Annotated in this window: 19 protein-coding genes; 6 read left to right on the top strand and 13 right to left on the bottom strand. The window is 73.7% G+C overall.

Translation table 11 applies throughout. The annotated features are described in order from the left end of the window. Window positions 1-12: 12 nt before the first annotated feature. Window positions 13-1,527: an acyl-CoA synthetase gene (locus L3078_RS14520; protein WP_239754030.1), complete on the bottom strand. Its 1,515-nt coding sequence runs from the start codon at window positions 1,525-1,527 to the stop codon at window positions 13-15. Between the two features lie 76 nt (window positions 1,528-1,603). Next, window positions 1,604-2,869, bottom strand: a complete 1,266-nt coding sequence (locus tag L3078_RS14515; RefSeq protein ID WP_239754028.1) for an SLC13 family permease — start codon at window positions 2,867-2,869, stop codon at window positions 1,604-1,606. Between the two features lie 237 nt (window positions 2,870-3,106). On the opposite strand from L3078_RS14515, the gene L3078_RS14510 reads away from it, so the two are divergent. The 3 genes from L3078_RS14510 (at window position 3,107) to L3078_RS14500 (ending at window position 5,747) form a co-directional block, all read left to right on the top strand. Further along, window positions 3,107-3,817 (top strand): FadR/GntR family transcriptional regulator, encoded by a 711-nt coding sequence (locus L3078_RS14510; protein WP_239754026.1) that lies wholly within the window; start codon window positions 3,107-3,109, stop codon window positions 3,815-3,817. Window positions 3,818-3,942: 125 nt separating this feature from the next. Next, window positions 3,943-4,671 (top strand): hypothetical protein, encoded by a 729-nt coding sequence (locus L3078_RS14505; protein WP_239754024.1) that lies wholly within the window; start codon window positions 3,943-3,945, stop codon window positions 4,669-4,671. Then, complete coding sequence (locus tag L3078_RS14500; RefSeq protein WP_239754022.1) at window positions 4,668-5,747, top strand: nucleotidyl transferase AbiEii/AbiGii toxin family protein; 1,080 nt, start codon at window positions 4,668-4,670, stop codon at window positions 5,745-5,747. Before L3078_RS14505 ends, L3078_RS14500 begins: the two co-directional genes overlap by 4 nt. Here the strand turns inward: L3078_RS14500 and L3078_RS14495 are convergent. Further along, a complete protein-coding gene (locus L3078_RS14495; RefSeq protein WP_239754020.1) occupies window positions 5,744-6,829 on the bottom strand; it encodes a MerR family transcriptional regulator in 1,086 nt (361 codons plus the stop codon). The genes L3078_RS14500 and L3078_RS14495 overlap by 4 nt on opposite strands. Before the next feature lie 317 nt (window positions 6,830-7,146). Between L3078_RS14495 and L3078_RS14490 the strand changes: the two genes are divergently transcribed. The 3 genes from L3078_RS14490 (at window position 7,147) to L3078_RS14480 (ending at window position 11,644) form a co-directional block, all read left to right on the top strand. After that, window positions 7,147-7,956, top strand: coding sequence for a DUF3152 domain-containing protein (locus tag L3078_RS14490; protein WP_239760317.1), 810 nt, complete (start codon window positions 7,147-7,149; stop codon window positions 7,954-7,956). Window positions 7,957-8,077: 121 nt separating this feature from the next. Next, window positions 8,078-8,965, top strand: a complete 888-nt coding sequence (locus tag L3078_RS14485) for an ATP-grasp domain-containing protein (RefSeq protein ID WP_239754019.1) — start codon at window positions 8,078-8,080, stop codon at window positions 8,963-8,965. Between the two features lie 117 nt (window positions 8,966-9,082). Continuing rightward, window positions 9,083-11,644: a LuxR C-terminal-related transcriptional regulator gene (locus tag L3078_RS14480; protein WP_239754018.1), complete on the top strand. Its 2,562-nt coding sequence runs from the start codon at window positions 9,083-9,085 to the stop codon at window positions 11,642-11,644. On the opposite strand, the gene L3078_RS14475 is transcribed toward L3078_RS14480, so the two are convergent. The 10 genes from L3078_RS14475 to L3078_RS14430 form a co-directional block, all read right to left on the bottom strand. Beyond that, entirely contained in the window at window positions 11,622-12,053 is a 432-nt protein-coding gene (locus L3078_RS14475) for an ATP-binding protein (RefSeq protein ID WP_239754017.1), read from the bottom strand. The genes L3078_RS14480 and L3078_RS14475 overlap by 23 nt on opposite strands. Beyond that, a complete protein-coding gene (locus L3078_RS14470; RefSeq protein WP_239754016.1) occupies window positions 12,050-12,970 on the bottom strand; it encodes an MEDS domain-containing protein in 921 nt (306 codons plus the stop codon). The genes L3078_RS14475 and L3078_RS14470 overlap by 4 nt, the downstream gene beginning before the upstream one ends. 169 nt (window positions 12,971-13,139) lie before the next feature. Then, a complete protein-coding gene (locus L3078_RS14465; RefSeq protein ID WP_420864061.1) occupies window positions 13,140-13,745 on the bottom strand; it encodes a hypothetical protein in 606 nt (201 codons plus the stop codon). Continuing rightward, a complete protein-coding gene (locus L3078_RS14460) occupies window positions 13,705-14,544 on the bottom strand; it encodes an FkbM family methyltransferase (protein WP_239754014.1) in 840 nt (279 codons plus the stop codon). The genes L3078_RS14465 and L3078_RS14460 overlap by 41 nt, the downstream gene beginning before the upstream one ends. Continuing rightward, window positions 14,541-14,804 carry a Trm112 family protein gene (locus L3078_RS14455; RefSeq protein ID WP_239754013.1) on the bottom strand — a complete coding sequence of 88 codons (264 nt, stop codon included), beginning with the start codon at window positions 14,802-14,804 and terminating at the stop codon, window positions 14,541-14,543. The genes L3078_RS14460 and L3078_RS14455 overlap by 4 nt, the downstream gene beginning before the upstream one ends. Further along, the gene (locus L3078_RS14450; protein ID WP_239760316.1) at window positions 14,801-15,715 is read right to left on the bottom strand and encodes a hypothetical protein; all 915 of its coding nucleotides are present in this window, start codon (window positions 15,713-15,715) and stop codon (window positions 14,801-14,803) included. Before L3078_RS14450 ends, L3078_RS14455 begins: the two co-directional genes overlap by 4 nt. 15 nt (window positions 15,716-15,730) lie before the next feature. Then, window positions 15,731-16,498 carry a class I SAM-dependent methyltransferase gene (locus L3078_RS14445; RefSeq protein ID WP_239754012.1) on the bottom strand — a complete coding sequence of 256 codons (768 nt, stop codon included), beginning with the start codon at window positions 16,496-16,498 and terminating at the stop codon, window positions 15,731-15,733. Further along, window positions 16,498-18,057 (bottom strand): condensation protein, encoded by a 1,560-nt coding sequence (locus L3078_RS14440; protein WP_239754010.1) that lies wholly within the window; start codon window positions 18,055-18,057, stop codon window positions 16,498-16,500. Before L3078_RS14440 ends, L3078_RS14445 begins: the two co-directional genes overlap by 1 nt. Beyond that, window positions 18,054-22,538 (bottom strand): alpha-(1->3)-arabinofuranosyltransferase, encoded by a 4,485-nt coding sequence (locus L3078_RS14435; RefSeq protein WP_239760315.1) that lies wholly within the window; start codon window positions 22,536-22,538, stop codon window positions 18,054-18,056. Before L3078_RS14435 ends, L3078_RS14440 begins: the two co-directional genes overlap by 4 nt. Further along, window positions 22,535-23,215, bottom strand: coding sequence for a class I SAM-dependent methyltransferase (locus L3078_RS14430; protein ID WP_239760314.1), 681 nt, complete (start codon window positions 23,213-23,215; stop codon window positions 22,535-22,537). The genes L3078_RS14435 and L3078_RS14430 overlap by 4 nt, the downstream gene beginning before the upstream one ends. Between the last annotated feature and the right edge of the window lie 93 nt (window positions 23,216-23,308).

Here is a 23,308-nt window from a genome sequence, read left to right as displayed (position 1 = left end):
ACTCGTCGCTCCTCAGGCCTCGGGCTTCAGCGCGCGCTTCATGATCTTTCCCATGTCGTTGCGGGGGAGGGCGGACAGGTGGTGGACGGTGCGGGGGCGCTTGTGGGGGGAGAGAAGGGCGGCGACGTGGTCCGCCAACTCGCCGGCCGGGGGCGGGGATTGGGGGTCCGCCGGGACGATCCAGGCGACGACGCGTTCGCCCAGGTCGGGGTCGGGGGCGCCGGTGACGGCGGCCTCCCGTACTCCCGGGTGCTCCAGGAGCGCGTTCTCGATCTCGCCCGCGCCGATCTTGTACCCGCCGCTCTTGATGAGGTCGGTGGCCTTGCGGCCGACGATGCGTACATAGCCGTCGGGGTCGCGGACGGCCATGTCGCCGGTGCGGAACCAGCCGTCGGCGGTGAACGCGGCGGCGGTGGCGTCGGGGCGGTTGAGGTACTCGGTGAAGAGGTTCGGGCCGCGCACCTGGATCTCGCCGACCGACTCGCCGTCGTCGGCGGTGAGGGGGGTGCCGTCGTCCTCGACCAGCCTCAACTCCACGCCGGGCAGGGGGACTCCGACCGTGCCGGCGCGGGGTTCGCCGTCGGCGCGGACGCTCGTGTTCATCAGCGTCTCCGTCATGCCGTACCGCTCGATCACCCGGCGGCCCGTCGCCGCCGCGATCCGCTCGTGGTCGTGCACCGGCAGCGCGGCGGAGCCGGAGACGAGGAGGCGGGCGCGGCCGAGTGCCTTCGCGAGGTCCGGGTCGGTGGGCAGGGTCTCGGCGATGCGGTGGTACATCGTGGGCACGCCGAACAGCATCGTGGCACCCGCCGACAGCTCCCGGGCCACCGCGGTCGTGTCGAACCTGCCGAGGTGGCGGACCGCGCCGCCGCGCCGCAGCGGGCCCAGGATGCCCAGGATCAGGCCGTGCACGTGGAAGAGGGGCAGGGCGTGGACCAGCACGTCGTCCGCGGTCCACTGCCAGGCGTCGGCCAGCGCGTCCAGGGTGGTCGCGACGGCGCGGCGGGGGATGACGGCGCCCTTGGGCGGGCCGGTGGTCCCGGAGGTGTAGACGACGAGGGCGGGGGCCGCGGGAGTCGGCTCGTCGGCCGGTACGCCCGTCGGTTCGTTCGTCGGTTCGCTTGCCGGTACGTCCGTCGGTTGCGCCGGGTGGGGTGTCGAGGGGGGCCGTACGTCGATGTCCAGGCGCCGCAACTCGGCGAGGGCGGAGGGGAGTTCGGCGTCGGGGGCGGTGAGGATCAGTGCGGGGGCGCTGTCCTTGAGGATGTGTCCCAGCTCGCTCTGGCCCGACTTCGGGTTGAGGGGTACGGCGGGGACACCGGCCAGGAGCGCGGCGACGACGGCCACCGCCGTCTCCAGCGTGGGTGTCGCCCAGACGGCCACGCGGCCCGCGTCCCGGATCCGGGCGGCCAGCGCGTCGGTGACGGCCGCGAGCTCCCCGTACGTCAGGGAACGCTCGCCGAAGCGCAGGGCGGGCCGGTCGGGGGTGCGGGCTTCGCCGGTGAGGGCCGGGAAGAGAGGGGACACGTCTCGTACTCCTTGGTTGTCGTCGTTCGAGATACCGCTGCCGGTGTGTGCCGGTGTACCGCTGCCGTACGGGTGACTACCCGAACCCCGGGACCACCAGCACCAGCCATACCACCGCGGGGACCACCGCCACGACGACGGCTCCGTAGATCATCAGCTGGCGGAAGAAACGCTCGCGGTCGACGTCCGGTGCGGCGGCCAGGACCAGCGCGCCGTTCGTGGAGAAGGGGCTCACGTCCACGACCGTCGCGGAGACGGCGAGTGCGGCGATCATGCCGACCGCGCCGATCTCGCCCTGGGCCAGGAACGGCACGGCCAGGGGGATCAGCGCGCCCATGATGCCGACGGAGGAGGCGAAGGCGGAGACGATCGCACCGATGTAGCAGAGGAGTACGGCGGCGAGGAGGGGGACGCCGATGTCGCTGACGCCCTCGCCGGCCCAGGTGATGGTGCCCATCTCGTCGAGCACGCCCACGTAGGTGAGGACACCGCAGATGAGGAGGACCGTGGACCAGGCGATCTGGCTCACGGCCTTGCGGCTGTCGTCGGGCCACAGGGCGCTGAGGAGGGCGGCGAGGGTGACGGCGGTGAGGCCCGCGTCCAGGTCGAAGGCGAGGACCGCGACGACCAGGGCGGCGAGGGAGGTGAGGGTGGCCGCGACGGCGGGGGTGAGCGGCGTGTCGGGCTCGGGGTCCGGGTCCGGCCCGGTGGTGGAGGCGGCCGGGGACGCGGGGGACGAGGTCAGTTTCAGGCCGCCGAACAGGACGAACACCACTCCCGCTATCACCAGGTTGGCGATCAGGGACGTCAGGAAGAGGAACAGTTCGTTGCCGGGGAGGTCCTCGCGTTCGACGATGCCGTTGACGATCGTGCCGTAGATGCTGATCGGGGAGAAGCCGCCGCCCTGCGCGCCGTGGACGACCATCGCGCCCATCAGCAGAGGGCTGATGCCGTAGCGCGAGGCGAAGCTGAGGGCGATGGGGGCGACGATCGCGACGGCCGCCGGACTGACCGCGCCGATCGCCGTGAGCGCGCCGGTGAGGAAGAACATCACCCAGGGGATCAGCGCCACCCGCCCCCGTACGAGCCGGATCGAGGCATGGACCAGCCAGTCGGTCGTGCCGTTGGCGCGGGCGATCGCGAAGAGGTAGGTGACGCCGACGAGGACGACGAACAGGTCACCGGGGAAGCCGGCGAAGATGCCGTCCGCGTCGAGGTCGGCGACGAGTTCGCCCACTCCGAAGGCGGCGGCGAACGCGAGCGCGCCCATGTTCACGGAACGGGTCGTGGCGATGACGAACACCACGGCGAGGACGAGGATCGAGATCAGTTCGGGGGACATACGGGCTCCCGTCGTTGGGTCCCGGAACGGCGGAGGGGGAGTGCCGTAAGTGGTCAAGTGGCTGAGCCACTTATGGGTGGCCAGCGTGGGGGCGTGCGGCGGTGGGCGTCAAGAGGGTGAGCGAAAATTGGTTCAGCCACTCGGCCATCGATCCACTGACCACCCCCGGTGTTACGCTCCCGACGAGCGACGCCGGACCAGTGACACGAGCCGTACGAGCCGTACAGAGGGGGAATCGTGAGCGACGCCCTGCGCCCCATGGCCAAGCAGCGGCTCTACGAGCAGGTCCTCGACCGGCTGCGGCAGTACGTCGCCGAGGGCGGTCTGAAGGCCGGCGACCGGCTGCCGCCCGAGCGGGACCTGGCCCAGCGGCTGGGCGTGAGCCGGGCCTCGGTCAAGCAGGCCATCGTGGTGCTGGAGGTCCAGGGCCTGGTGGAGGCCAGGCACGGCGGCGGCACGTATCTCGTCCGGGACAGCCTGGACGTCGAGCCGGTCGAGCGGATGGTCGAACGGCGTCGTCGGCTGCCCGATGTGCTGGAGGCCCGCGAGGCGTTGGAGACGAAGCTCGCCGAACTGGCCGCCGAGCGCCGTACGGAGGACGACCTGACCGCGATGCGGGACGCGCTCACGCACATGGCCGGGGAGATCGAGCGGGACGGGCACGGCGTCGAGGGCGACCGGCTGTTCCACGCGGCGGTCACGGCGGCCGCGCACAGCAGTCTGCTCGCCGAGTTCATGCGCTCCATCGCCGACCAGATCGCCGAGAGCCGCACCGAGTCGCTGCGTCAACCCGGCCGGCCCGACCGTTCCCTCGCCCAGCACCAGGCGATCCTCGACGCCATCGCCGCCCGACAGCCCCAGCAGGCGGCCGCCGCGATGCGCCGCCATGTCCGCACGGTCGCGAAGGTCCGCCTGCTGGACTGGGACCCGGGCGACTCACCCTCCTGAGCGCGGCCCTCCAGTCGGCGGCCCCGGCTCCGGCACCGGTCGCCGTGCCGCCGTTGTCAGTGGCGGTCAGTACAGTCGGCCACCGGTGAGTCGGCTGGTGCCGGCAGGTCGGCGGACGCCGACGGGTGAGCACGGGGGAATGCGGGGCGGCGGTGCGGGAGTTCACGGGGGAGTTCGAGACCCATCTGACGGTGGTGGCACCGTCCGGGGCCGACGGTGAGGACCGGATACGTCGCTGGGCGGAGCGGCACCGGGTCAAGTACACGCGGATCGTGCTCGACCGGGGAGCGACGCCCGACCAGCCGATGCTGACCGTCCGTGGCCAGGGGTCGCTGTCGGCGCAGCGGGCGGCCGCGTCGGCGTGGGTCGGACGGCTGGGCGCCGAGGGCTTCGGCGTCAGCCGGGTGAAGATCGAGGCCACGCCCTGGAACGAGGACGTGCCCCGGACGGCCGCCGAGGCACGCGCCCTCCCGCCCGGCTGCCACTTCGAGCATCACGTCAAGCTCGCCCTCGCCGACGACACCGAGGTGGCGACGGTCCGCGCCCTCGCCGAGCGCCACTCGGCCCATGTGTCACGCAACGCCCGACGCGAACTGGGCGAGGCCGAGGGCCGACAGGGAGGGCGGTCCGGACGCCGGCACGAGCGGTTCGTCACCCAGCGCTGCCGCGATGTCGGCCGCCCCGAGGCCCGTCGCCGTCTCGACGCCCTCCTCGACGCGCTCGCCACGGCGGGGTTCAAGGCCGTGGAGGTGGAGGAGGAGTTCGTCGTCCACGACGACCGCCCGGGTCTGGACGCCGGATGGATCGACGAGCGGACGGACGTGCGTGCCGAAGAGCCGGCGGAGGTCCGGTGAACGGGTCGCCGGAGGACGACGAGCGGCGGCGGGCCGCGCACCAGGCCGCACGCCGGTCCGAGCACAGGGCCGCGCACCGGGCCGTGCTCGACCATCTGCTCCATCTGGTCGCCGATCACTCCCCCTTGGGGGAGGACCTGGTGCTGCGCGGGAGCATGGTCATGCCGGCGTGGGTGGGGGCCGAGGCGCGTGAGCCCGCCGACCTCGACTGGATCGTTCCCCAGCCCCTGCTGATCCCGGTGGACCCCGGCCATCCCTATCCGTACGTGGACGGGTTGGAGGCCGTGCAGCAGTGGCCGGAGGCGGCCGCCGGCGCCGGGCGGTACGAGATCTGGAAGTTCGAGGAGTTCGACACCGGGGGCCTGCGGCCGGCGGTTCCGCCCGAGGGGCTGCACTGGGTCTTCGAGGTGGAGCCGGAGGAACGGCCGCCGCATCTGGCGCTGCTCGACCTCGTCCGGGAACGGCCGGTGGCCGCGCCGGGTGTGGTGCTCGACGTGGACGGCGCCCGGCCCGACGGCCTCTGGACCTACACCGAGTACGAGACCCCCGGCACCCGTCTGATCATCCCCTGGACGGCGGAAGGCCTGCCGCCCGGCGAGGCGCGGCTGGACTTCGCCCGCGACGAGCGGCTCCCGGAGCTCCCCGTGTGGACGGCGATACCCCGCGCCGACGGCTCCGGCCGGACCGTCGTCCGCACCCCCGGCCCCGCCCTGTCCCTCGCCTGGAAGCTCCTGTGGCTGCACACCGACTGCGCCTCCGAGGGCCGCGCGCAGGCCAAGGACCTCTACGACGCCGTCCTCCTCGCCGAGGCCGAGGTCACCCGGCTCTCCGCGCGGCTGCTCCACAGGGTCTTCCGCCGTGAGCCCGGCACCGGCGCCCCCGCCCCCGCCGACCCCCTGCGCGTGGACACGCTCGTCCTGGACGCCGCGGACTGGGCGGACTTCCGCACCGCGCACCCCCGGGTGCGGGGCACGGCCGAGGAGTGGGTGAACCGCCTGGGCCGAGCGCTGGAACGGGTGGCGGGGCCGTCTGCGGCGCGGCGGAACGGCGGAGGACGTGTGGGCGGCGCCTCCTAGCGCTCCCCGGCCACCGCGTCCGTCACCACGTCCGTCACCACGTCCGCCACCACACAGCTCACGTTGTCCGGGCCGCCCGCCTCGTTCGCCTGGGTGACGAGGGCGCGTACGGCGGTCTCGGGGTCGGGGGCCGAGGACAGGGTGCGCCGGAGGGCCGGGTCGGGGACGACCGAGGAGAGGCCGTCGGAGCACAGGAGGTAGCGGTCGCCGGGGTGGGCGTCGTGGAGGCGCAGGTCGGGGGTGGCGGTGGTCCCGCTGTTGGTCAACGCCTTGAGAAGCAGGGCGGGTTGGGGGTGCGTGGTGGCTTCCTCCGGCGTGAGACGGCCCTCGTCGATCATCGACTGGACGACGGTGTGGTCATGGGTGATACGGAACAGCTCGCCGCCGCGCAGCAGATACGCGCGGGAGTCGCCGATGTGCACGAGGGCGAGCTGCGAGCCGGTCCAGAGCATCGCCGTCAGGGTCGTACCGTCCTCCCCGGTCCCCGCGACGCCGCGTACGGCGTCGGTCGCGCCCCGGACCGCGTCCTCCAGCAGGTTCAGCACACTGCCCGCCGGGAGGGTGCTGCGGTCCAGGGTCTTCAGCGCCTCCACGGCCGCCGTGCTCGCGGGGGCCCCGGCGGGGCCGAAGCCGTCGGCGACGGCGAGGACGCGGGAGCCTGCGTAGGCGGTGTCCTGGTTGGCGGGCCGGACGAGGCCGGTGTCGGAGAGGGCGGCGTAACGGAGTTCGAGCATCGCGGTGTCCTCCTCGGACGGGTGGGTGAGGTGGTCCACGAGGAAGGCCGCCAGGTCGCGTCGGGTCGCCGTCTCGGCCTCGACACCGGCCCAGTACGCCCGGATCTCCCGGGCCGCGGCGCCCGGCTCCAGCGCGCACACCGTACGGATACGGGCCAGCGGCATTCCGAGCCGGCGGAGCCAGGCCACCAGCCGGGCCTGCTCCAACTGCCCGGCGGCGTAGTAGCGGTAGCCGGTGTCGGGGTCGACCCGGGCGGGCCGCAGCAGCTCCAGCTCGTCGTAGAGCCGCAGTGCCTTCGGTGACAGCCGGCACGCCTTGGCGAAGGCCCCGATCGTCAGCATCTCCATGGCTCCCCCTGGCTCTCTCTGGCTCTCTCTGGCTTTTCCGCGGACCTGGCGTTCCTCGTTCCGCGATCGATGCTGGGGCTTCACCGAAGGTGAAGGTCAAGCGGTGGTACGGAGCGGAGTCGATCAGCCGTTACCTTTTCGTGACCGACTCGGCCACATCCGATCACATACTGATCACACTCTGAAGGAACATGAGCGCGCACAAGGCAACACGTTCTCGCACCGGCAGCCGTACCGGCACCGGCACCGGCACCGGCCGTCGGCGGAAGGCCCGTGAGCCGCGCGCGAGAGTGCCTCTGCGGAGCGGCCTCGGGGCTGTGGCGGTCGTCGGTGTCGCCGGATTGGCCGCGGTGGGGTGGATGGGAGGCGGCACGGGCGAGACGGCCCGTGAGCCCGCCGCCGGTACGTCCGCCGAGTCCTCGCCCGAGCGCTCCCGGCGCTCGACCGCTCCCAGCCGGAGCGCCGACGCCGACGCGGGGGTCTCCGGCAGTCCCTCCTCCTCGCCCAGCCCGTCGTCGAGCGCCTCCGGGTCGCCCTCTCCCGGCGACTCGCCCATCACCATCCCCAGAACCGGGCCCGGCACGTTCACCACGGCCTCCGGCGGCAGCCCCAAGGTGGGCAAGGGGACGCCCCTGCGCTACCGCGTCGACGTCGAGAAGGGGCTGTCGCTGTCGGCCGCCGAGGTCGCCGACGAGGTGGAGGCCGTGCTCGCCGACCCGCGCGGCTGGACCACCGACGGCACCTCGGCGTTCCAGCGGGTCTCCGGCGGCCCCACCGACTTCGTCGTCAAGGTGGCGACCCCCGGCACGGTCGACGTGTTCTGCGGCCGGGTCGGGCTGAACACCCGCGGCGAGTTCAACTGCCAGGCCGGCGAGAACGTCATGGTCAACCTCGAACGCTGGGAGCTGGCGACCCCCGTCTACGCCGACGACGTCAAGGCCTACCGCGCCCTGATCATCAACCACGAGGTCGGCCACTTCCTCGGCCAGGGCCACGTCACCTGCCCCGGCGAGGGCAAGCCCGCCCCGGCGATGATGCAGCAGATCAAGGGCATGAAGGGCTGCGTCCCCAACGTCTGGCCGTACGACAGGGACGGCCGCTTCCTCACGGGGCCCTCGGCGCCGTGACCCGCAACGGGCCGACGGCGACCCGGGCGCCCGCGAGAACCCGGTCCCGTCACGTCACCCGCGATTGTTAGCCTGCGCCGGAGCGCCAGTCAGCCGAAGACGCAAGAGAACGGAGCCCCCCGTGGCCCGCACAGCCGCCCCCCGTATCGCTCTCGCCACCTACGATCCCGGGCCCCGGGTCAACCACGACCGGGATCTGCCGGTGCTGGTGGAGGCGCTGCGGGAGGCCGGGGCCGACGCGGCGGCCGTGCGCTGGGACGACCCGGCGGCGGACTGGGCCGCGTACGACCTCGTCGTCATCCGCTCCACCTGGGACTACAGCTGGCGCGCGGCCGAGTTCGTGGCCTGGGCGGAGAAGACCGGCGAGGCCACCCGGCTCGCCAACCCGGCCGAGGTCGTGCGCTGGAACACCGACAAGCGGTACATCGGCGATCTCGCGCGGGCCGGGGTGCCCGTCGTGCCGACGGACTATCTCGCCCCCGGCGACCCCCTGCGGCTGCCCGAGGCGCACGAGTACGTCGTGAAACCCACCTCCGGCGCGGGCGCCCGGTTCGCCGCCCGCTACACCCCTGACCAGCGGGAGACCGCCGCGGCGCACGTCGAGCGGATGCGGGCCGAGGGGCTCACCGCGATGGTGCAGCCGTTCGTGGCCGGCATCGACACCGAGGGGGAGCGGGCCCTGCAGTTCTTCGGCGGCCGACTGCTGCACGCCAGCCGCAAGGGTGCGGTGCTCGCGCCCGGCACCGCGTACGACGCCGAGAAGACCGCCCACCCCGACCTGGTGCCCTGGACCCCGACCGAGGCCGAACTCGCCGTCGCCGAGCGGGCGTTGGCCGCCGTACCGGACCGGCCGGAGCTGCTGTACGCGCGCGTCGACCTGGTCACCGGGGCGGACGGGCAGCCGTGGGTGATGGAGCTGGAACTCGTCGAGCCCAACCTCTTCCTGTGGCTCCACCCGGACTCGCTGCCCCGGGTGGTCGGGGCGATCCTGACCGTCGCCACCGGCTGACCCCGCCCGGCGCCCTCACCCGAAGAGGCGGCAAATCCACGAAGCGGGCGTCCCGCCCGTGCCCGCTGCCTACCCTTCGGGGTTACAACAGCGCGTACGGGAACCACAACTGAGGGCGTGACCAGCATCGTGGGCGGATCGGAGTCGCGGCGCACTTCCGGTTTCCCGGCGGAGCTGACGAGCTTCGTGGGGCGACGGGACGAGGCGGCCGATGTCAGACGGTTGTTGTCGGCGGGCAGACTGCTGACGCTGACGGGACCCGGCGGGGTGGGCAAGACCCGGCTCGCCGGACATGTGGCGGGACAGGTCGCACGGGCCTTCCCGGACGGCGTGTGGCTCGTGCCGCTGGCCGCGCTGAGCGACGAGGCGTTCGTCCCGCACGCCGTCAACGACGCGCTCGGCGTGCGCAACGAGACCGTGCGGCCCCCGCTGGAGATCCTCGTCGACCATCTGCGCGAGCGGCGGTTATTGATCGTCCTGGACAACTGCGAGCATCTGCTGCGCAGTTGCGCGGTCCTCGCGGGGACCGTGCTGGCGGCCACCGAGGGCGTACGGATCCTCGCCACCAGCAGACACCGGCTCGGGCTGGCCGGGGAGCAGCTCTTCGAGGTGCCGCCGCTGCCCGCGCCCGCGCCGGAGGAGCTGAGCCCGTCCACGAGTTCGTCGGCGGTCGAGTCCTTCCCCGCGCTCAGGCTGTTCGCCGACCGGGCGGCGGCCGTGGTGCCCGGCTTCACTGTCGGCGAGGCGAACCAGCAGGCCGTGGCCCGGCTCTGCCGCCGCCTCGACGGGCTGCCGCTCGCCATCGAACTGGCGGCCGTCCGGGTGCGGGCCCTCGGCGTGGACCAGCTCGTCGAACGCCTCGACGACCGCTACCAGCTCCTGACCTGCGGCAGCCCGACCTCCGCGCCCCGCCACCGCACCCTGCGCTCCGCCGTCGACTGGAGCCATGAACTGTGCACCCCGCAGGAGCAGTTGGTGTGGGCGTGGCTGTCGGTGTTCGTCGGCGGCTTCGACCTGGCCGCCGCCGAGGCGGTCTGCGCCGGGGAGGACGCCGGCACCGGGGAGAAGATCACCCCGTGCGCGGTGCTGGACGCCGTCGCCGGGCTCGTCGACAAGTCGGTCCTCGTCCGGGAGGAGCACGCCGGCCAGGTCCGCTACCGGCTGCTGGTGTCGCTCCGCGACTACGGCCTGGAGAAACTGCACGACCTGGGCGCGGCGACCGAGACCCGGCGACGGCACCGGGACCACTTCGCGCGCCTGGTCGCCGAGTACGAGCAGGCCTGGTTCGGCCCCGACCAGACGGAGATCACCGAACGCATCCGGATCGACCAGGACAACTTCCGGGCCGCACTGGACTTCTGCCTCACCACCCCCGGCGAGGCGCAAGCCGGGCTGCGGCTCGCCGCCGGGCTGTGGTTCCACTGGGTCGCGGGCGGCATCTGGGGCGAGGGACGGCACTGGATGGACGGCGCCCTGCGCGCCGGAGCCCGGCCCGACGTGGCCCTGACCCGTGCCATGTGGGCGGGCGCCCTGACCTCCCTGGTCCACAGCCGCTCCGCCGCCGTCCTGGCCGGCCTCGACCCGGTCCGGGCCGCCGCCGACGCCGACGAGGAACTCCCGGTGCCCGCGCCCCCGCCCGTGCCGGCCGGCGCCCTCGCCCCGGGCCGGGCCCGCGCCTCCACCGCCTTCGTCGTCCTCACCCGCGTCGAACTGGCCTGCACCCTCGTCAGCCGGGGCCGTGCCGACGAGGCGATCCCGCTGTGCGCCGAGGCCGTCGCCCTCTGCGAGGCCCACGGGGAACAGTGGGCCCGCTCCTGGGCGCTGCGCACCCTCGCCCTCGCGCACTGGTCGGCCGGGCAGTACGACCGGGCCGCCGAACACGCCCGCGCGTGTCTGCGGCTGCCGTACACCGTGAGCCAGCAGCAGAGCCTCGCCCGCACCCTCGATCTGCTGGCCGCCGCCGAGGCGTCGGCGGGCGACGCCGAGCGGGCCGGTGTGCTGCGCGGCGCCGTCGACCGGATCTGGCACGACATCGGAGGCAACCCCATGGACGACCACCGGCCGGGCCGCGCCCGGGCCGCCGAACACCACGCCCGCCGAGCCCTCGGCGACCACGCCTACGCCCTGGCCCACCGCCGGGGCGGCCGTTTGACGCCGGAGCAGGCGGTGGCCTACGCCCTGGGCGAGCCCGGCGAGGGACCGACCGTCGGCGCGCGCGCCGGGCGGCGGGACGGCACGGGCGCGGGCTCGCGCGCGGGCGCGCGACGGGACGGCGCGGCGTTCGAGCCGAGGACGGACGACGGGCGCGGCGGCTCGGGTTCCGGTGTGCGGACGGGGGAGGTGCCCGCCGTACGCGGGACCGCGCGGAGCTCCGCCTCCGGCCCACGGGAGGGCTCCCGCACGGCGGACGGTCCGGCCCGCGCCCGGGCTTCGACGCAGGCGTCGACGCACGCCTCGACCCCCGTCGCCGCGCCCGTCGTCGACCCGGTCCCGCTGACCCGCCGTGAACTGCAGGTCGCGGCCCTCGTCGCCCAGGGCCGCACCAACAAGCAGATCGCCGACCACCTCGTCATCGCCCGCCGTACCGCCGAGGGCCATGTCGAACGCATCCTCGTGAAGCTGGGGTTCCACAACCGCAGTCAGGTGGCGGCCTGGTTCAGCGCGCGGGCGGGGCTGTAGCGGCCGGCGTACGCACTGGGGCGGACAAGGGGGCGGGCACCGGGGCGGACAGGGTGACCGAGGTGCCGCCGGGGGTGTCGCGGACGTCGATCCGGGCGGGAGCGCCGATACGGGCGATCAGAGACTCCGCGAGGCGCGGGCCGAGCCCCTCGGGCCGCCCCGTCGAGGGGACACCACCGCCGTACGTCACCTCGCACAGCAACTCGCCCTGCCGCACCCGGAGTTCGACGACCCCCGGGTCGGCGCCCCGGGCGGCGGCGTCCGTGGCGATCTCCAACACGGCCTGCCCGAAAGCGCCTCCGGCGGAGCCGGTGAGACGGGCGCGCAGTGACGCCTCCTCCACCAGGGCGCGCACCAGGGGCAGTTCGGGACCGCGGAACTCCATCCGCAGCCTCAGTCCCTCGCTCACCCGGCGTCCTCCTCGTCCCCTTCGCCCTCCACGCGGACCAGCAGCTGGGGCACCTCGCCGGCGCCCAGTTGCTCCAGCACCAGCCCCAGCAGTTCACCGCAGCGCACGGTGACCTCGCTGCCGGCCGGGAGCGAGGCGGCGAGGCTGATCAGCTGCCAGGCGCAGTGGGCCTCCATGAAGCACAGGTCGCGCAGGTCGAGGACGAAGTGGCTGGGCCCCGAGTCGTCACGGTGCTCCAGCGCCTCGCGCAGCGCCTCGACGAACTCGCTGCGGGTGCTCAACTCGGCGGTGCCGGCCATCCGGCCGCCCTCCGGGGTCCCGGTGACCTCCAGGGAGTCCAGGCGTTCCATGACCCGCAGCGGATGGACCTTGCCGACGCGGGAGGTCAGGTCGTCGTCGAAGCGCTGACGGTCGTACCAGCAGATCGCGGTGAACAGCGGGTCCGCGAAGAGCGGCGCCACCGAGGCCTCGTAGTCGAGCAGCCGGTCGTGGCCGAGGTTGACCCGGGGCGCCCAGCTCATGTCGGCGGTCACCCGCAGCCCCGCCCAGCCCTCGTCGCAGGCGCGGTCGACCTCGGAGGCGTAGGTGTCGATGGTGCGCCGCTCCTGGAAACGGCCGTCGGGCACGTAGATCTCCGTGTTCCGCCGGACCGACAGCTGGCCGCCGTCCCGCGCCGCCACCACCTGCCCGCTGCCCCGGTCCAGCAGCGCGACCACCTCGTCGTCACTCAGATCGTCCGGGTCCATGACCAGCATGACCTTCTCGCCGCGCGCCAGACTCGTCCGGGTGTACGCGGTGAAGACCTTCCACGGCGACTCGTCGGTCCGCTCCTGGTCCCTCGGTCCCATGCACGCGTGATCCCCCAGCCGCAGCCGCTCGACCGGCACGGTTCGCTCCGCGGGGTGCTGGGTCGTCATGGGGGGCCTTCCCGTGAGGATCAGAACTCTGCACGGACAGTAGGCCCACCGACGCCCCCGACGGCCGGATGATCGCCAATCTTCTGGTTGGGAGGATTTCGGGACGGGTCGGAGAGAAGTCCGATCGAGCGTGTGCGCCATCCGACCGGGGGTGACCGGAGCTTTCTGCTTAGGTGACCCTTTGCAACAGCCCCCACGTGAACTCCGCGACGCACTCCCGTAGCACCCCGTCCCCGTCCGGCGCGACGAACCGCAGCCCCCACCGCGTCGGTGCCGTCCCCTCCAGCGGTCGGGCCGGTGGGAACGCCCGTGCCACCTCGTCCACCGTGCAGGACCATGGGGTCAGATCCTCCAGGGCGCGCGGCTCGGGCCCGGCCGCGCCCGGCGCGCGCACGAGCCACTCGTTCCACGCCGCCCCGTTCGGCGCGAGCAGCACCTCGAAGCGGAGGTCGTCCCACAGCGGCACCGGCCACAGCCACGCCTCGCACTCCAGGTCCCCGATGCGGCGCCGGGTCACGGACTCGGGCGCGCCCAGGACCGACCGGTACCGGGACGCCGACCCCCGGGCCCGGGGCGAGCGCACCATGGCCTGCCACCGCCGGTTCGACTCCCGCATCTGCGCGATCGAGACGCCCAGCTCGCGCCGGGCGTCCTCGACGAGGTCCGGATTGTGGTCGGCCATCCGGCGCAGCAGCACGAGCTGGAAGTCGAGCGGGGTGAACGGGCCGGAGGGCCTATCCGGCCCGGGGCGTTTCGCGGAGGACATGCCCTCCATGGTCGCCCACGGCGCCGGACGCGGCGGCAGGCTCACCCGGGCGGCGCCCGTCCGGCAGGAACAGCACCGAATTGACGTACCGGGGCCCGGAGAACGGCAGGACCCGCCGGAGCAGCCCCTTGGACGCCAGGTGCGACGTACGCGCCTGGTGGGCCTCCAGGGTGGCCGGGTCCAGCCGGCGCCAGGTGCCGGCGGGGAGGACCCAGCCGGCGTAGCCGAGGCCGGCGAGCAGGTCGACGACCGGGGCGATCGGCTGGATACGGGCTTCCAGCTCGATGAAGAGCGCCGGGCGGTCCCGGACGAGGAGGCCGGACGCGCCGCGCAGGACGGCCAGTTCGTTGCCGTCGACGTCGATCTTGACGAAGCCGACGTCGGTCAGGCCGAGGCCGTCGAGGGTCACACAGCGGACGTCCAGCGCCCGGCCGTGGATGTCCCGGCGGACCAGGGAGGACAGACCCCGCCCGCCGTCGTCGCCCGGCGGCAGCCAGAGGCGGGCCGTGCCCGGACGGTCCGAGGCGGCGGCCTGCACGACGCGGACGTTGCGGGGGGCCGTGGAGACGAGCAGCCGGGCCAGCCGGGGCACCGGCTCGACGGTCACCACCCGCCCGGCGCGTGCCGCCAGACGGCGCGTCCAGGGGCCGTACCAGCCGCCGACGTCCACGGCCGTACCGCACCCCGGCGGGCACAGCTCGTCGAGCCGGGACAGCTCCGGCTCGAAGCGCGGGTAGACGAACCGGGCGGTCGCGGCGACCAGCCGGTCCGGGAGCAGCGACGCGAGCCGTGCGGCGAGTGTGGTCATGACTCCGACTTCCTGAGCAGCTCGGAGAGCTTGACGTGTTCGTCCTCCGTCACCTGCTCGCCCGACGACGGCAGCAGTTGCGGAATGCCGTCGACGATCGGGTAACGGCGGTGCAGCCGGGGGTTGTAGAGCGACTCCGGCGCCCGGCCGGCGTCGGCGGCCGAGTCGCCGGGGGGCTCCTCCTCGTGGACCACCAGATGCAGCGGCCCCTTGTCCAGCGGGCACGCCAGGATCTGGAGCAACGGGTCGTCGGGCTTCAAGGCGGGGTCAACTCCTTGGCGGGTGCGGGGGAGGGGGAGGCCGGCGGGGGACTGTCGTGCTTGGGCATGCTCAGCAGGACGCCCACCGCCAGGACCGTGCCCGACAGCCGTAGCGTCAGGCGCAGCGGATCGTCGGGCAGCGACTCGCCGAACGACAGCGTGCCGAGCACGGCCGTGAACAGGCAGGTCACCGTCGTGCAGACCGGCACGATCAGCGAGGCCCGGCAGCGCTGGAGCGCCGCCTGCGACATCACCAGACCGAACGCGCCGGTGAACAGCAGGAGGTACGGGTACGGGGAGCGCAGCAGGCCGACGACCGCGTCCCCGAGCGAACTTGTCGTCAGATAGCTCGACACGCCTTTGATCGCGAGCGAGCTGACGCCGTACAGCAGGCCCACGGCCACGCCGTACTCGACGCCCGTGGTCGGCAGCCGGTGCCGGTGCCGTGCGCGCCGCTCGGCGGACCGGTACAGCCCGACCCCTGCCGCCAGCGCGGGCAGACAGATCGTGAGGACCAGCGCGTACGGCGCCTCGCGGCTGACCGTGTCGGTGCCCTCGTCCAGCGACAGCACCACCATCAGCAGCGCGGCGAGGATGGCCCCGAGGGCGTACCGCTCCCGGCCCGTCGTCTCCTCCCCGAGCAGCCGCGCCGACAGCAGGACCAGCAGCACCAGGCCCGAGACGAAGATGCCCTGGGCGGCGGCGATCGGCAGCGTGCGATACACGGCCAGCTGGGCGGCGAACCCGGCGGCCAGCGACAGCGAGCCCGCGATCCACAGCGGGCTGCCGACGACCAGCCGCAGCAGTTTCAACGGCTCCCGGACCGTCACCTGCGGCATCGCGGTGAGGGCCCGTTTCTCCAGGACGAATCCCGTGCTGTACAGCGCGTTCGCCAGTAGTGCCGCGGCCACTCCCCACCACATCGGCTACGTCCTCCGCGCGTGCAGCAGCAGGATCGACGCCGCCGACGGGGCCGCGCAGGCCAGCCGGTCCAGCGGGCGCAGCGGACGCGGTACGCCGTGGAAGGGCGCCCCGCGCAGCCGGACGACCTCGAAGCCGGACGCGGCCACGAACCTCCGTAGCGCGCGGGCCGTGTAGAGCCGCAGGTGGCCCACGACCTCCGTCCCCGGGCGGCCGTGGATACCGCGCAGGCTCACCTCCGAGAACACCGGCTGGACGCCCGCGAGGAGCAGGGCGCGGTTGTACCAGGCGGCCAGGTTGGGCGTCGACAGCATCAGATGGCCGCCCGGGCGCAGGACGCGGCGGATCTCGTCGAGGGCCGAGTCGGGGTCGACGAGGTGCTCGATGACCTCGCTGAACAGCACCGCGTCGGCGGACTCCGACCGCAACGGCAGCCCGCCGTCCGCCAGTTCGCCGCGGATCGCGTACGGCACCCGGGTGCGGGCGCGGCGCAGGGCGTCCTGGGACCAGTCGACGCCGATGATGCGGTGGCCGGGGAGCAGGGGCGCGGCGGTGGCCGCCGCCGTGCCGTCGCCGCAGCCGATGTCGAGGATCGTACGGGGGCCGGTACGGGCCGCCGGGCCCAGGGCGGCCGCCAGCATGCGGGCCTGCGCGAGGCTGCGCGGGGTGCCGGAGGCGACGGGGACGGACGGGTCCTCGTAGAAGTCGCGAAGTCCCCCGCGCCGGGCCGCTGTTGTCGTGGTGGACGCAGTGGTGGACGTGGTGGTCGGCATCACTCGATGTCCTCTTCCGTCGCGTGCAGATAGTGCTCGAAGAGGTCGCGCAGGTGGGCGCCGTCGCCGTGGCTGAGCAGGGCCCGGGACCAGCGCAGGGCCAGATGGAGGCGGCCCGCCGTCGAGGCGGTCGTGACGGTGAGGCCCCGGGGCATCCGGGCGGGGGCCGAGAACCAGACGGCGTGGGCGCGGCCCGCCTCCTCGCCGAAGTCCAGCGCGTACGGGACGCGGCCGATGTTGCTGAGCAGGGTGGTCGACGTCCAGGGCGCGGCCGCCCGGCGCAGGCCCCGGGTGAGCGCGGCACGCCACGACACCGGGACCACCGGGGCGGTCAACAGGGAGGCGCCGTGGCCGAGTTGGGGGCGGGGGAGGGACTTCAGGGCGCGGGTGCGGTCGGCCGTGCGGCGCAGGAGGGTGGCGAGGGGGGTGTGGTTCTGGCTCAACTCGTCCGGGGAGAACGGGACTTCCACCAGACGGGTGCCGTTGCCTATCGGCATGTCCGTGTCCCTCGGGCGGTCGTCCACCGGCATGGTGATGCGCAGGGGGCGGGGGTGGGCGCCGTGTTCCCGGTTCCAGTGGGCGAGCATCAGGGCCGTGGTGACCATGAGCTGGTCGTTCACGGTGTAGGGGGCGGACTTCGGGCGGCGGGGGACGGGGAGCTCGGTGACGAGCAGGCCGTTGCCGGGGGAGGGTTCGGGGGTGCCGGGGGCCACGCGGGCGGGGCGGGACCAGTTGGAGGGGGGTGCCGTCTCGGCCGGGGGTGGTTCGTCCTGGGCGGGGGTGGGGCGGACGGGTGGGGCGGTGGGGGCGTTGTCCTTGCCGCCGTACAGCTCCGCTGCGGTGGCCAGGATGCGGAGGCAGGCGGGGCCGTCCAGGGCGGTGTGGTTGATGGTGAGGAAGAGGACGGTGCCGGGGGGTTTTGGGCCGGGGGTGGTGGTGCCGGTGCTTATGGGGCGCCCGGGGGTGGGGTCGGCCGGGGGGTGTTTCCGCTGCTCGGCGGTACGAGGTGCCGCTGCGCCCACCCGTGCCGCCCCAGCGGCACGATTGCCCGCAGCTAGGGGGGAGGGGGAGGACGCCGCTGGCGGGCGGGGGGTTGCTGTGCGGCGAGTTGCCGTCAGGCCGACCGCGTCCGACGCCTCGCTGCCCACGGCCGGGCCCGCGCCCTCCACCACCTCCAGGCGGATCGGTGGGGAGAGGGTCAGTGGGGGTGCTTCGATCAGGGCTCTGGTCCGGGCGTCCCGCAACGCGTGCGGGCCGGTCGGCAGGAAGGTCACCACCTCGACCTCCGGCTCCTCCGTCAGCTCCCATTCGTAGCGGCGCCGGTACCAGTGGCCCGGGGCCTCGCGCATGAGGATGCGGGGGTGGCGGTGGAGCGCGGCGACGAAGGCCGTGCGGAGGCGGTCGGGGTCGAGCCGGCCGGGGAGGTGGACCTCGATGTGGACGGTCTCGGGTTCCTCCTCCTGGAGGCAGTGGCGTGACACCTCGTCCACCACCGGGAAGGGGATCCGCACGGGCCCCGGCGCGGCCTCGTCCCGCGCGGGCCGGTCCAACGCCGTCATCCCGGCTCCCCCCTTCCCGTACCGCCGCCTCCCGTACCGCCGCCTCCCGTACCGCCGGCACCCCGGCCGTCCCCGTCCTCCACCGGTGTCGTGCTCGGCTTCGGCTTCGTGAAGGGGATGCGGCGGGTCGGGGTGTCGGGGTCTCCGTGCAGGGCGGCCGGGCCGCGCGCCGAGATCGTCGGGCTCGCGACCGGTCCGCCGCCGCCCCCTCCCGCGCCTCCCGCTCCCGCCCCGCCCGGCCCGCCGTTCAGCGTCTTGCCGAACCGTCGTCGCTGCGGCAACGGCTCCGTCGGTGCCTCCGCCCCCGGCGGGCGCTCGAACTGTCGGGTCGCGCCCGGCCGTTCCGGCGCGGTGGCGACGTCCGCTCCCACGCTCACCAGTGCCGCGAACAGGCCGATCAGCGCGAGGAGTTGGGCCACGGGCCCGAACGCGCCCGTGTCCGCGGCCACCGGCTCCCCCGCTCCGAACGCGGCCGCGATCCCCGCACCGGCCAACGCGAGGAAGGCGATCGGTACGAGCAGGGTGTGCCGCTTCCAGGCGAGGAGGGCCAGCAGCGGGACTAGGAGGGCGAAGAAGCCCGCGATGACGATGCCGACGAGGGTGAGCGCGATCGTGCCGAGCCAGAGGCCGGGGCCCGGCGGCGTCGGCTGCGGCTCGTCCGGGTTGGGCTCCTGCCGGCGCCATAGGGCCAGCCCGATCAGGGCCACCAGGCCGACACCCGCGCCGATCAGCCCCGCCTCGTACGTGACGGACGGCTCGTACGACAGCTTGACGGTGCCGCCCGCGCCGCCGGGCACGCGCCAGCCCTGCTGCCAGCCGTCGAGCCGGACCGGGGTCAGTTCGCGCCCGTTCAGCGTGGCCTTCCAGCCGTCGTTGAAGTTCTCGTACGTCGTCAGGTAGGACGCCGCACCGTCGCCGACGGTGACCGCACGACGGTCGCCGAGCCAGTCCCGTATGCCCAAGTCCCTTCCGGAGACGGCGGGTTCGGTGACGGTGCCCCGGGTGAGCGTCACGGTCGTGACGGCCAGCGCGCCCGAGTCCCCGGACTCGAAGGTGTGCCGGTCGGCGGCGTCCAGCTCCAACCCGCCGCCCGCACGCTCGTCCTGGCAGAGGGTCAGGTCAATGGGACGGCGTTCCACCAGGTCCCGTACCGTCCCCCGTGCGCTCGTCTCGTACAGCGTGCCGTCGACCTCGACCGTCGGGCCCTTGCCGCACGGCAGCTCGAAGTCCCGGGTCGGGGCGGGCTGCGGGGTGCGGTACTGGTCGAGGGCCGGGACGTACGCCTCCGTGATCCCGACCGGGAGTTGCAGGTCGTCGTCGGCGACCGGGTTGTGGACGGTCATCGGGGCCGTCTCGGTGACGGTGATGTCGAGCTGGTCGGTGTTGATCGGGTCGAAGCGCACCCAGCCGTTCTCGTCGACGGCGGCGATCACGGCCCCGTCCGGGGAGCTGATCTCGACCTGGGTCGGCCGGGCCGACAGCCCGCCCGCCGGGGCCAGGACGAGCGAGCCGACCGGCCACTTGTCCTTCCAGCCGAGGTGGATCGTCGGCTCGTCGCCCGCGATCCACGCCGTGGTCAGGTCGCCGTCGGTGAGGTTGCGCGGCGAGAGCCCGGCCCCGAGCGAGGCGGTGGAGTCGGCGGTCGCCGTCATCCGGGTCTGCTGGTCGGGGGCCACCTCGTACAGCAGCTTGTCCAGCTCGTCGCCCGGGACGGGGACGGCCGTCGCCTTCATCTCGTACGTGCCCGCCGTGCCGGTGGCGAAGGTGCGGTGCAGGCCGGGCTCGGTGCCCGTGGGGGAGAGGCCGGTCGGGTCGGCGGCCCGCGCCAGCGAGATCACCTCGGCCGAGGCGGCCGTGCCCCCGGAGCCCTGGGCGTCGGTCGGCAGCCGCAGCATCCGGGTGACCTTGACGCCGGGGATGTCGACCTCGGCGAAGCCCGCGCCGACGAGCCCGGTGTGCCGCTCCGCCGAGTCCAGGATCGTGATCTTCAGCCAACGCGTCTCGCCGGGGCGGGCGTTGACGGTCTGCGTGGAGCCGTCCGGCTGGAGGTTCGTGGAGCGCGAGCCCCGCTCGGTCTCCACCTTGATCCGGGTGGGCGCCGACCGCACCCCGTCCTGCGGCAGCGGGGTGACCTCGAACGTCGCCGGGATGTCCTGGCCGCCGTCGAAGTCGATCCGCAGCCACTGCCCGTTCGCCGACCCGGCCGCGCCCTCCGCCCAGGCGGTGTCCCGGTCGCCGTCGAAGGCGTTCACCGGGTCGTACTGTGGCAGGTGGAAGAGCCAGTTGCCGCTGGTGGACGCGGTCACCGACTTGGCGCCGCGCAGCTCGGCCACCGTCTGATGGTCGAGTCCCGACACCGGCAGGATCTGCTTCGGCTTCTCCCCGGCGTCCTGCACGCTCCCGCTCGGGTTCCGCTCGTCCGCCGTGTACGTGTACGACGTGTTGGCGTTGACCAGGCCGAACCGGGTGTCCGCCCGGCGCAGCCCGTCCCCGACCACCTGGACGGCCGGGGTGCCGAGGCCGGGATGGTTGTCGCCGGTCAGCACGGTGGCCCGGTCGCGCAGCTCCGGGTCGGCGGCCAGCGGCAGCAGCGACTCGGGCCCGCCGGAGACGACGGCCGTGTCCGCGATCGCCTTCAGCCCGGCCTGCCCGGGACGCGGCACGTCGTCGGCGGGCCGGTAGATCTCCACGGCCCGCTGCCGCGCGTACAGGCCCTCGACCTGCAGCGGGGTGTCCTCGGCGATCCGTCCGCCGGTCATGACGGGCCCGAGCCCGGTGACCCGCTCGTACCCCGACTGCTCCAGCGTCCGCTTCACGGTCGTGGTCGGTACGGCACCGATCTGGTCGGGGTCCAGGTCGTTGCGGACGACGACGTAGTAGAGGCCCGCCCGGCTCAAGTAGTCGGCGAGACCCGGCACTTCGGCGCCCGTGAGCAGCGCCTGCTCGACGGCGTCCATCGCGCGCCGGTTGCCGGGCGTGCCGAACGGGACGTAGTCGCGCTGCGCCCAGCGGGACTCGGCGAGCACGTCGAGGGGCTGGTCGACGGTGGTGCCCCAGGTGTGGATGCCGTGCGCGGTGGCCGGCACGACCAACGCCCGTGAGTCCGGCGAGTACTTCTCCAGCCAATCGGCCGTCGCCTGCCAGTACTTGGGCAGCTCCCGGAACGAACCGGGTTGCAGCACCGACCCGTTGAGGTACGGCCACAGCAGCCCGGGGACGACGAGCACGGCGGCGATCAGCGGTGCGAAGCGCCGCCCCCGCACCGGGCGGGCCCCGTGCGCCTGCGCGGCCACGCCCACCAGATGCGCGAGCCCCAGCACGAGCGCGAGGGCCAGCCCGGTCTGGAACTTGTAGATGTTGCGGAAGGGCGCGAGGCCCCCGTTCAGCCAGTCCTGGACCACTCCGTGGAAGGGCGCCCCGAACACACCGCCGTACCCGGCGAGCGTGACCAGCGCGACGACCAGCACGGTCAGCACCAGCCACCGCCGCTCGGGCATGTCCCGTCGCGCGAGCCCGGCGAGCCCCAGCCCCGCCGCCAGCGCCGACGACAGGATCACGAGCACGGAGGCGGCGACGGACCAGCCGGCCGGCAGCCAGGGTTCACCGAAGTTCAGATACGCCACCCAGTTCCCGGCGCCGCGCAGCGCCTCGGTGGCCGACATGGTGGCCGTCGTGGTCTGTGAACTCTCCACGTACGGAAGGAAGTTCTCCCCGTAGAAACCGAGCAGCAGCAGCGGCACCACCCACCACGCGGTCGCCAGGATCACCCCCGGCACCCACCAGGCGATCAGCCTCCGCTGTCGGGGCCCCGGCGTCCGGGTGAGCAGATACAGCCCGACGGGCAGCAGCGAGGCCAGGGTCGCGGAGGCGTTGACACCGCCCATGAAGGGGATGACCAGCGCCGACCGCAGGGCCGCCACCCGCGCGCTGTACCGCTCGTTCGTCAGCGGCAGCAGCACCCACGGCAGGAACGCCCCGGGCAGCGCGGCGGCCGAGGTCGACCCCACGACCGTCGTGAACACGGGCCAGAGCGCGTAGGCGCCGGCGGCCAGCAGCCGGGACACGGAACTCCCGACGCCCAGCCGTTCCGCCAGCCGCAGCGCACCCCAGAAGGCCACCGACACGATCAGCGACAGCCACAGCCGTTCCGCCAGCCACACCGGCAGCGCGACCAGATCGGTCAGCCCGTAGTACGGCAGCATCGGCCACAGGTAGCCGACGTACTGGTCCGCGATGCCGCCGAACCCGCCCCGGTCGTGCCACAGCTGGCCGAGGTCGGAGACGAACTGCCAGGGATCGGTGGTGACCCCGAGCTTGGTGTCGAAGGTCTGCCGCCCCGGCTGCGCCGCGACCAGCAGCACGAACACCACGGCCCAGAACCCCAGCAGCCAGCGCCGCGACCGAGGGCCCTCGGGGGGTCCCTCGGTCGTGCCCGGCGGCCGTACCGGCGCGGGAGGTGGAGCCTGGACCGTGCTCGTCATGGTGGACACCGCCGGAGGATGAGGAGGAGGTTCCAGGTGGCGAACTCACGCAGGCCCGGCGCCTTCACGACGGTCTCCGCGAGGAACGGCCAGTAGCGGGAGCGCGCCGACACGACCGTCACGTCGTCCCGGTCGCGCACCTGCCGCAGAGTGCGTCCGATGTGCACGGCGAAGAGGTTCTCGCCGAGGGTGTGCTTGGCGTCCTTACCCGTACGGCGCCGATAGCGGGCCCGCGCCCGCTCCGCCCCCAGGTAGTGCCAGGGCGCCCACTCGTGACCGCCCCACGGGGACAGCCAGTTCGTGAACGAGACGTAGATCAGCCCGCCGGGCCGGGTGACCCGGACCAGCTCACTGATGAAGGTCGGCGGATCGGCGACGTGCTCCAGCACGTTGGAGGTGAAGGTGACGTCCGCGACCCCGTCGGCCAGCGGCAGCAGATACCCGTCGGCGACGACGGCCCCGTCCGGCGGCTTCGTCCCCAACTCCCGCAGATCCGGCTCGAAGAGATAGGCCTGCGCCCCGCGCCGCCGGAACTCCTCGGTGAAGTACCCGCTCCCGCCGCCGACATCGACGACGGTCAGCCCGTCGACGGGCCCGCCCCGGTACGCCTCGACCTGGTCGACGGCATCCCGGGCGAGCAGGGAGTAGCAGTACTCGGGATCGTCCTGCTCCCGCATGAAGGCCCGGAAGAGGGTGAGGGAGCGCCGAAAAGAGGGATCCTTCAAACGAGCGTCGACTGCCGCGCCCCGATAGGGGCGCGGGGAACTGCG

This window comes from Streptomyces deccanensis, from assembly GCF_022385335.1.
GTDB lineage: Bacteria > Actinomycetota > Actinomycetes > Streptomycetales > Streptomycetaceae > Streptomyces > Streptomyces deccanensis.
The sequence above is the reverse complement of the archived record's forward strand: the minus strand, read 5'-3'. Positions and strand labels throughout refer to the sequence as shown.

What these genes read in the sequence shown, in the direction of transcription:
- L3078_RS14515 (WP_239754028.1), bottom strand. Translation starts at nt 2,869, where the DNA reads ATGTCCCCCGAACTGATCTCGATCCTCGTCCTCGCCGTGGTGTTCGTC.
- L3078_RS14495 (WP_239754020.1), bottom strand. Translation starts at nt 6,829, where the DNA reads ATGGAGATGCTGACGATCGGGGCCTTCGCCAAGGCGTGCCGGCTGTCA.
- L3078_RS14470 (WP_239754016.1), bottom strand. Translation starts at nt 12,970, where the DNA reads ATGACGACCCAGCACCCCGCGGAGCGAACCGTGCCGGTCGAGCGGCTG.
- L3078_RS14465 (WP_420864061.1), bottom strand. Translation starts at nt 13,745, where the DNA reads ATGGAGGGCATGTCCTCCGCGAAACGCCCCGGGCCGGATAGGCCCTCC.
- L3078_RS14460 (WP_239754014.1), bottom strand. Translation starts at nt 14,544, where the DNA reads ATGACCACACTCGCCGCACGGCTCGCGTCGCTGCTCCCGGACCGGCTG.
- L3078_RS14445 (WP_239754012.1), bottom strand. Translation starts at nt 16,498, where the DNA reads ATGCCGACCACCACGTCCACCACTGCGTCCACCACGACAACAGCGGCC.
- L3078_RS14440 (WP_239754010.1), bottom strand. Translation starts at nt 18,057, where the DNA reads ATGACGGCGTTGGACCGGCCCGCGCGGGACGAGGCCGCGCCGGGGCCC.
- L3078_RS14435 (WP_239760315.1), bottom strand. Translation starts at nt 22,538, where the DNA reads ATGACGAGCACGGTCCAGGCTCCACCTCCCGCGCCGGTACGGCCGCCG.
- L3078_RS14430 (WP_239760314.1), bottom strand. Translation starts at nt 23,215, where the DNA reads ATGCGGGAGCAGGACGATCCCGAGTACTGCTACTCCCTGCTCGCCCGG.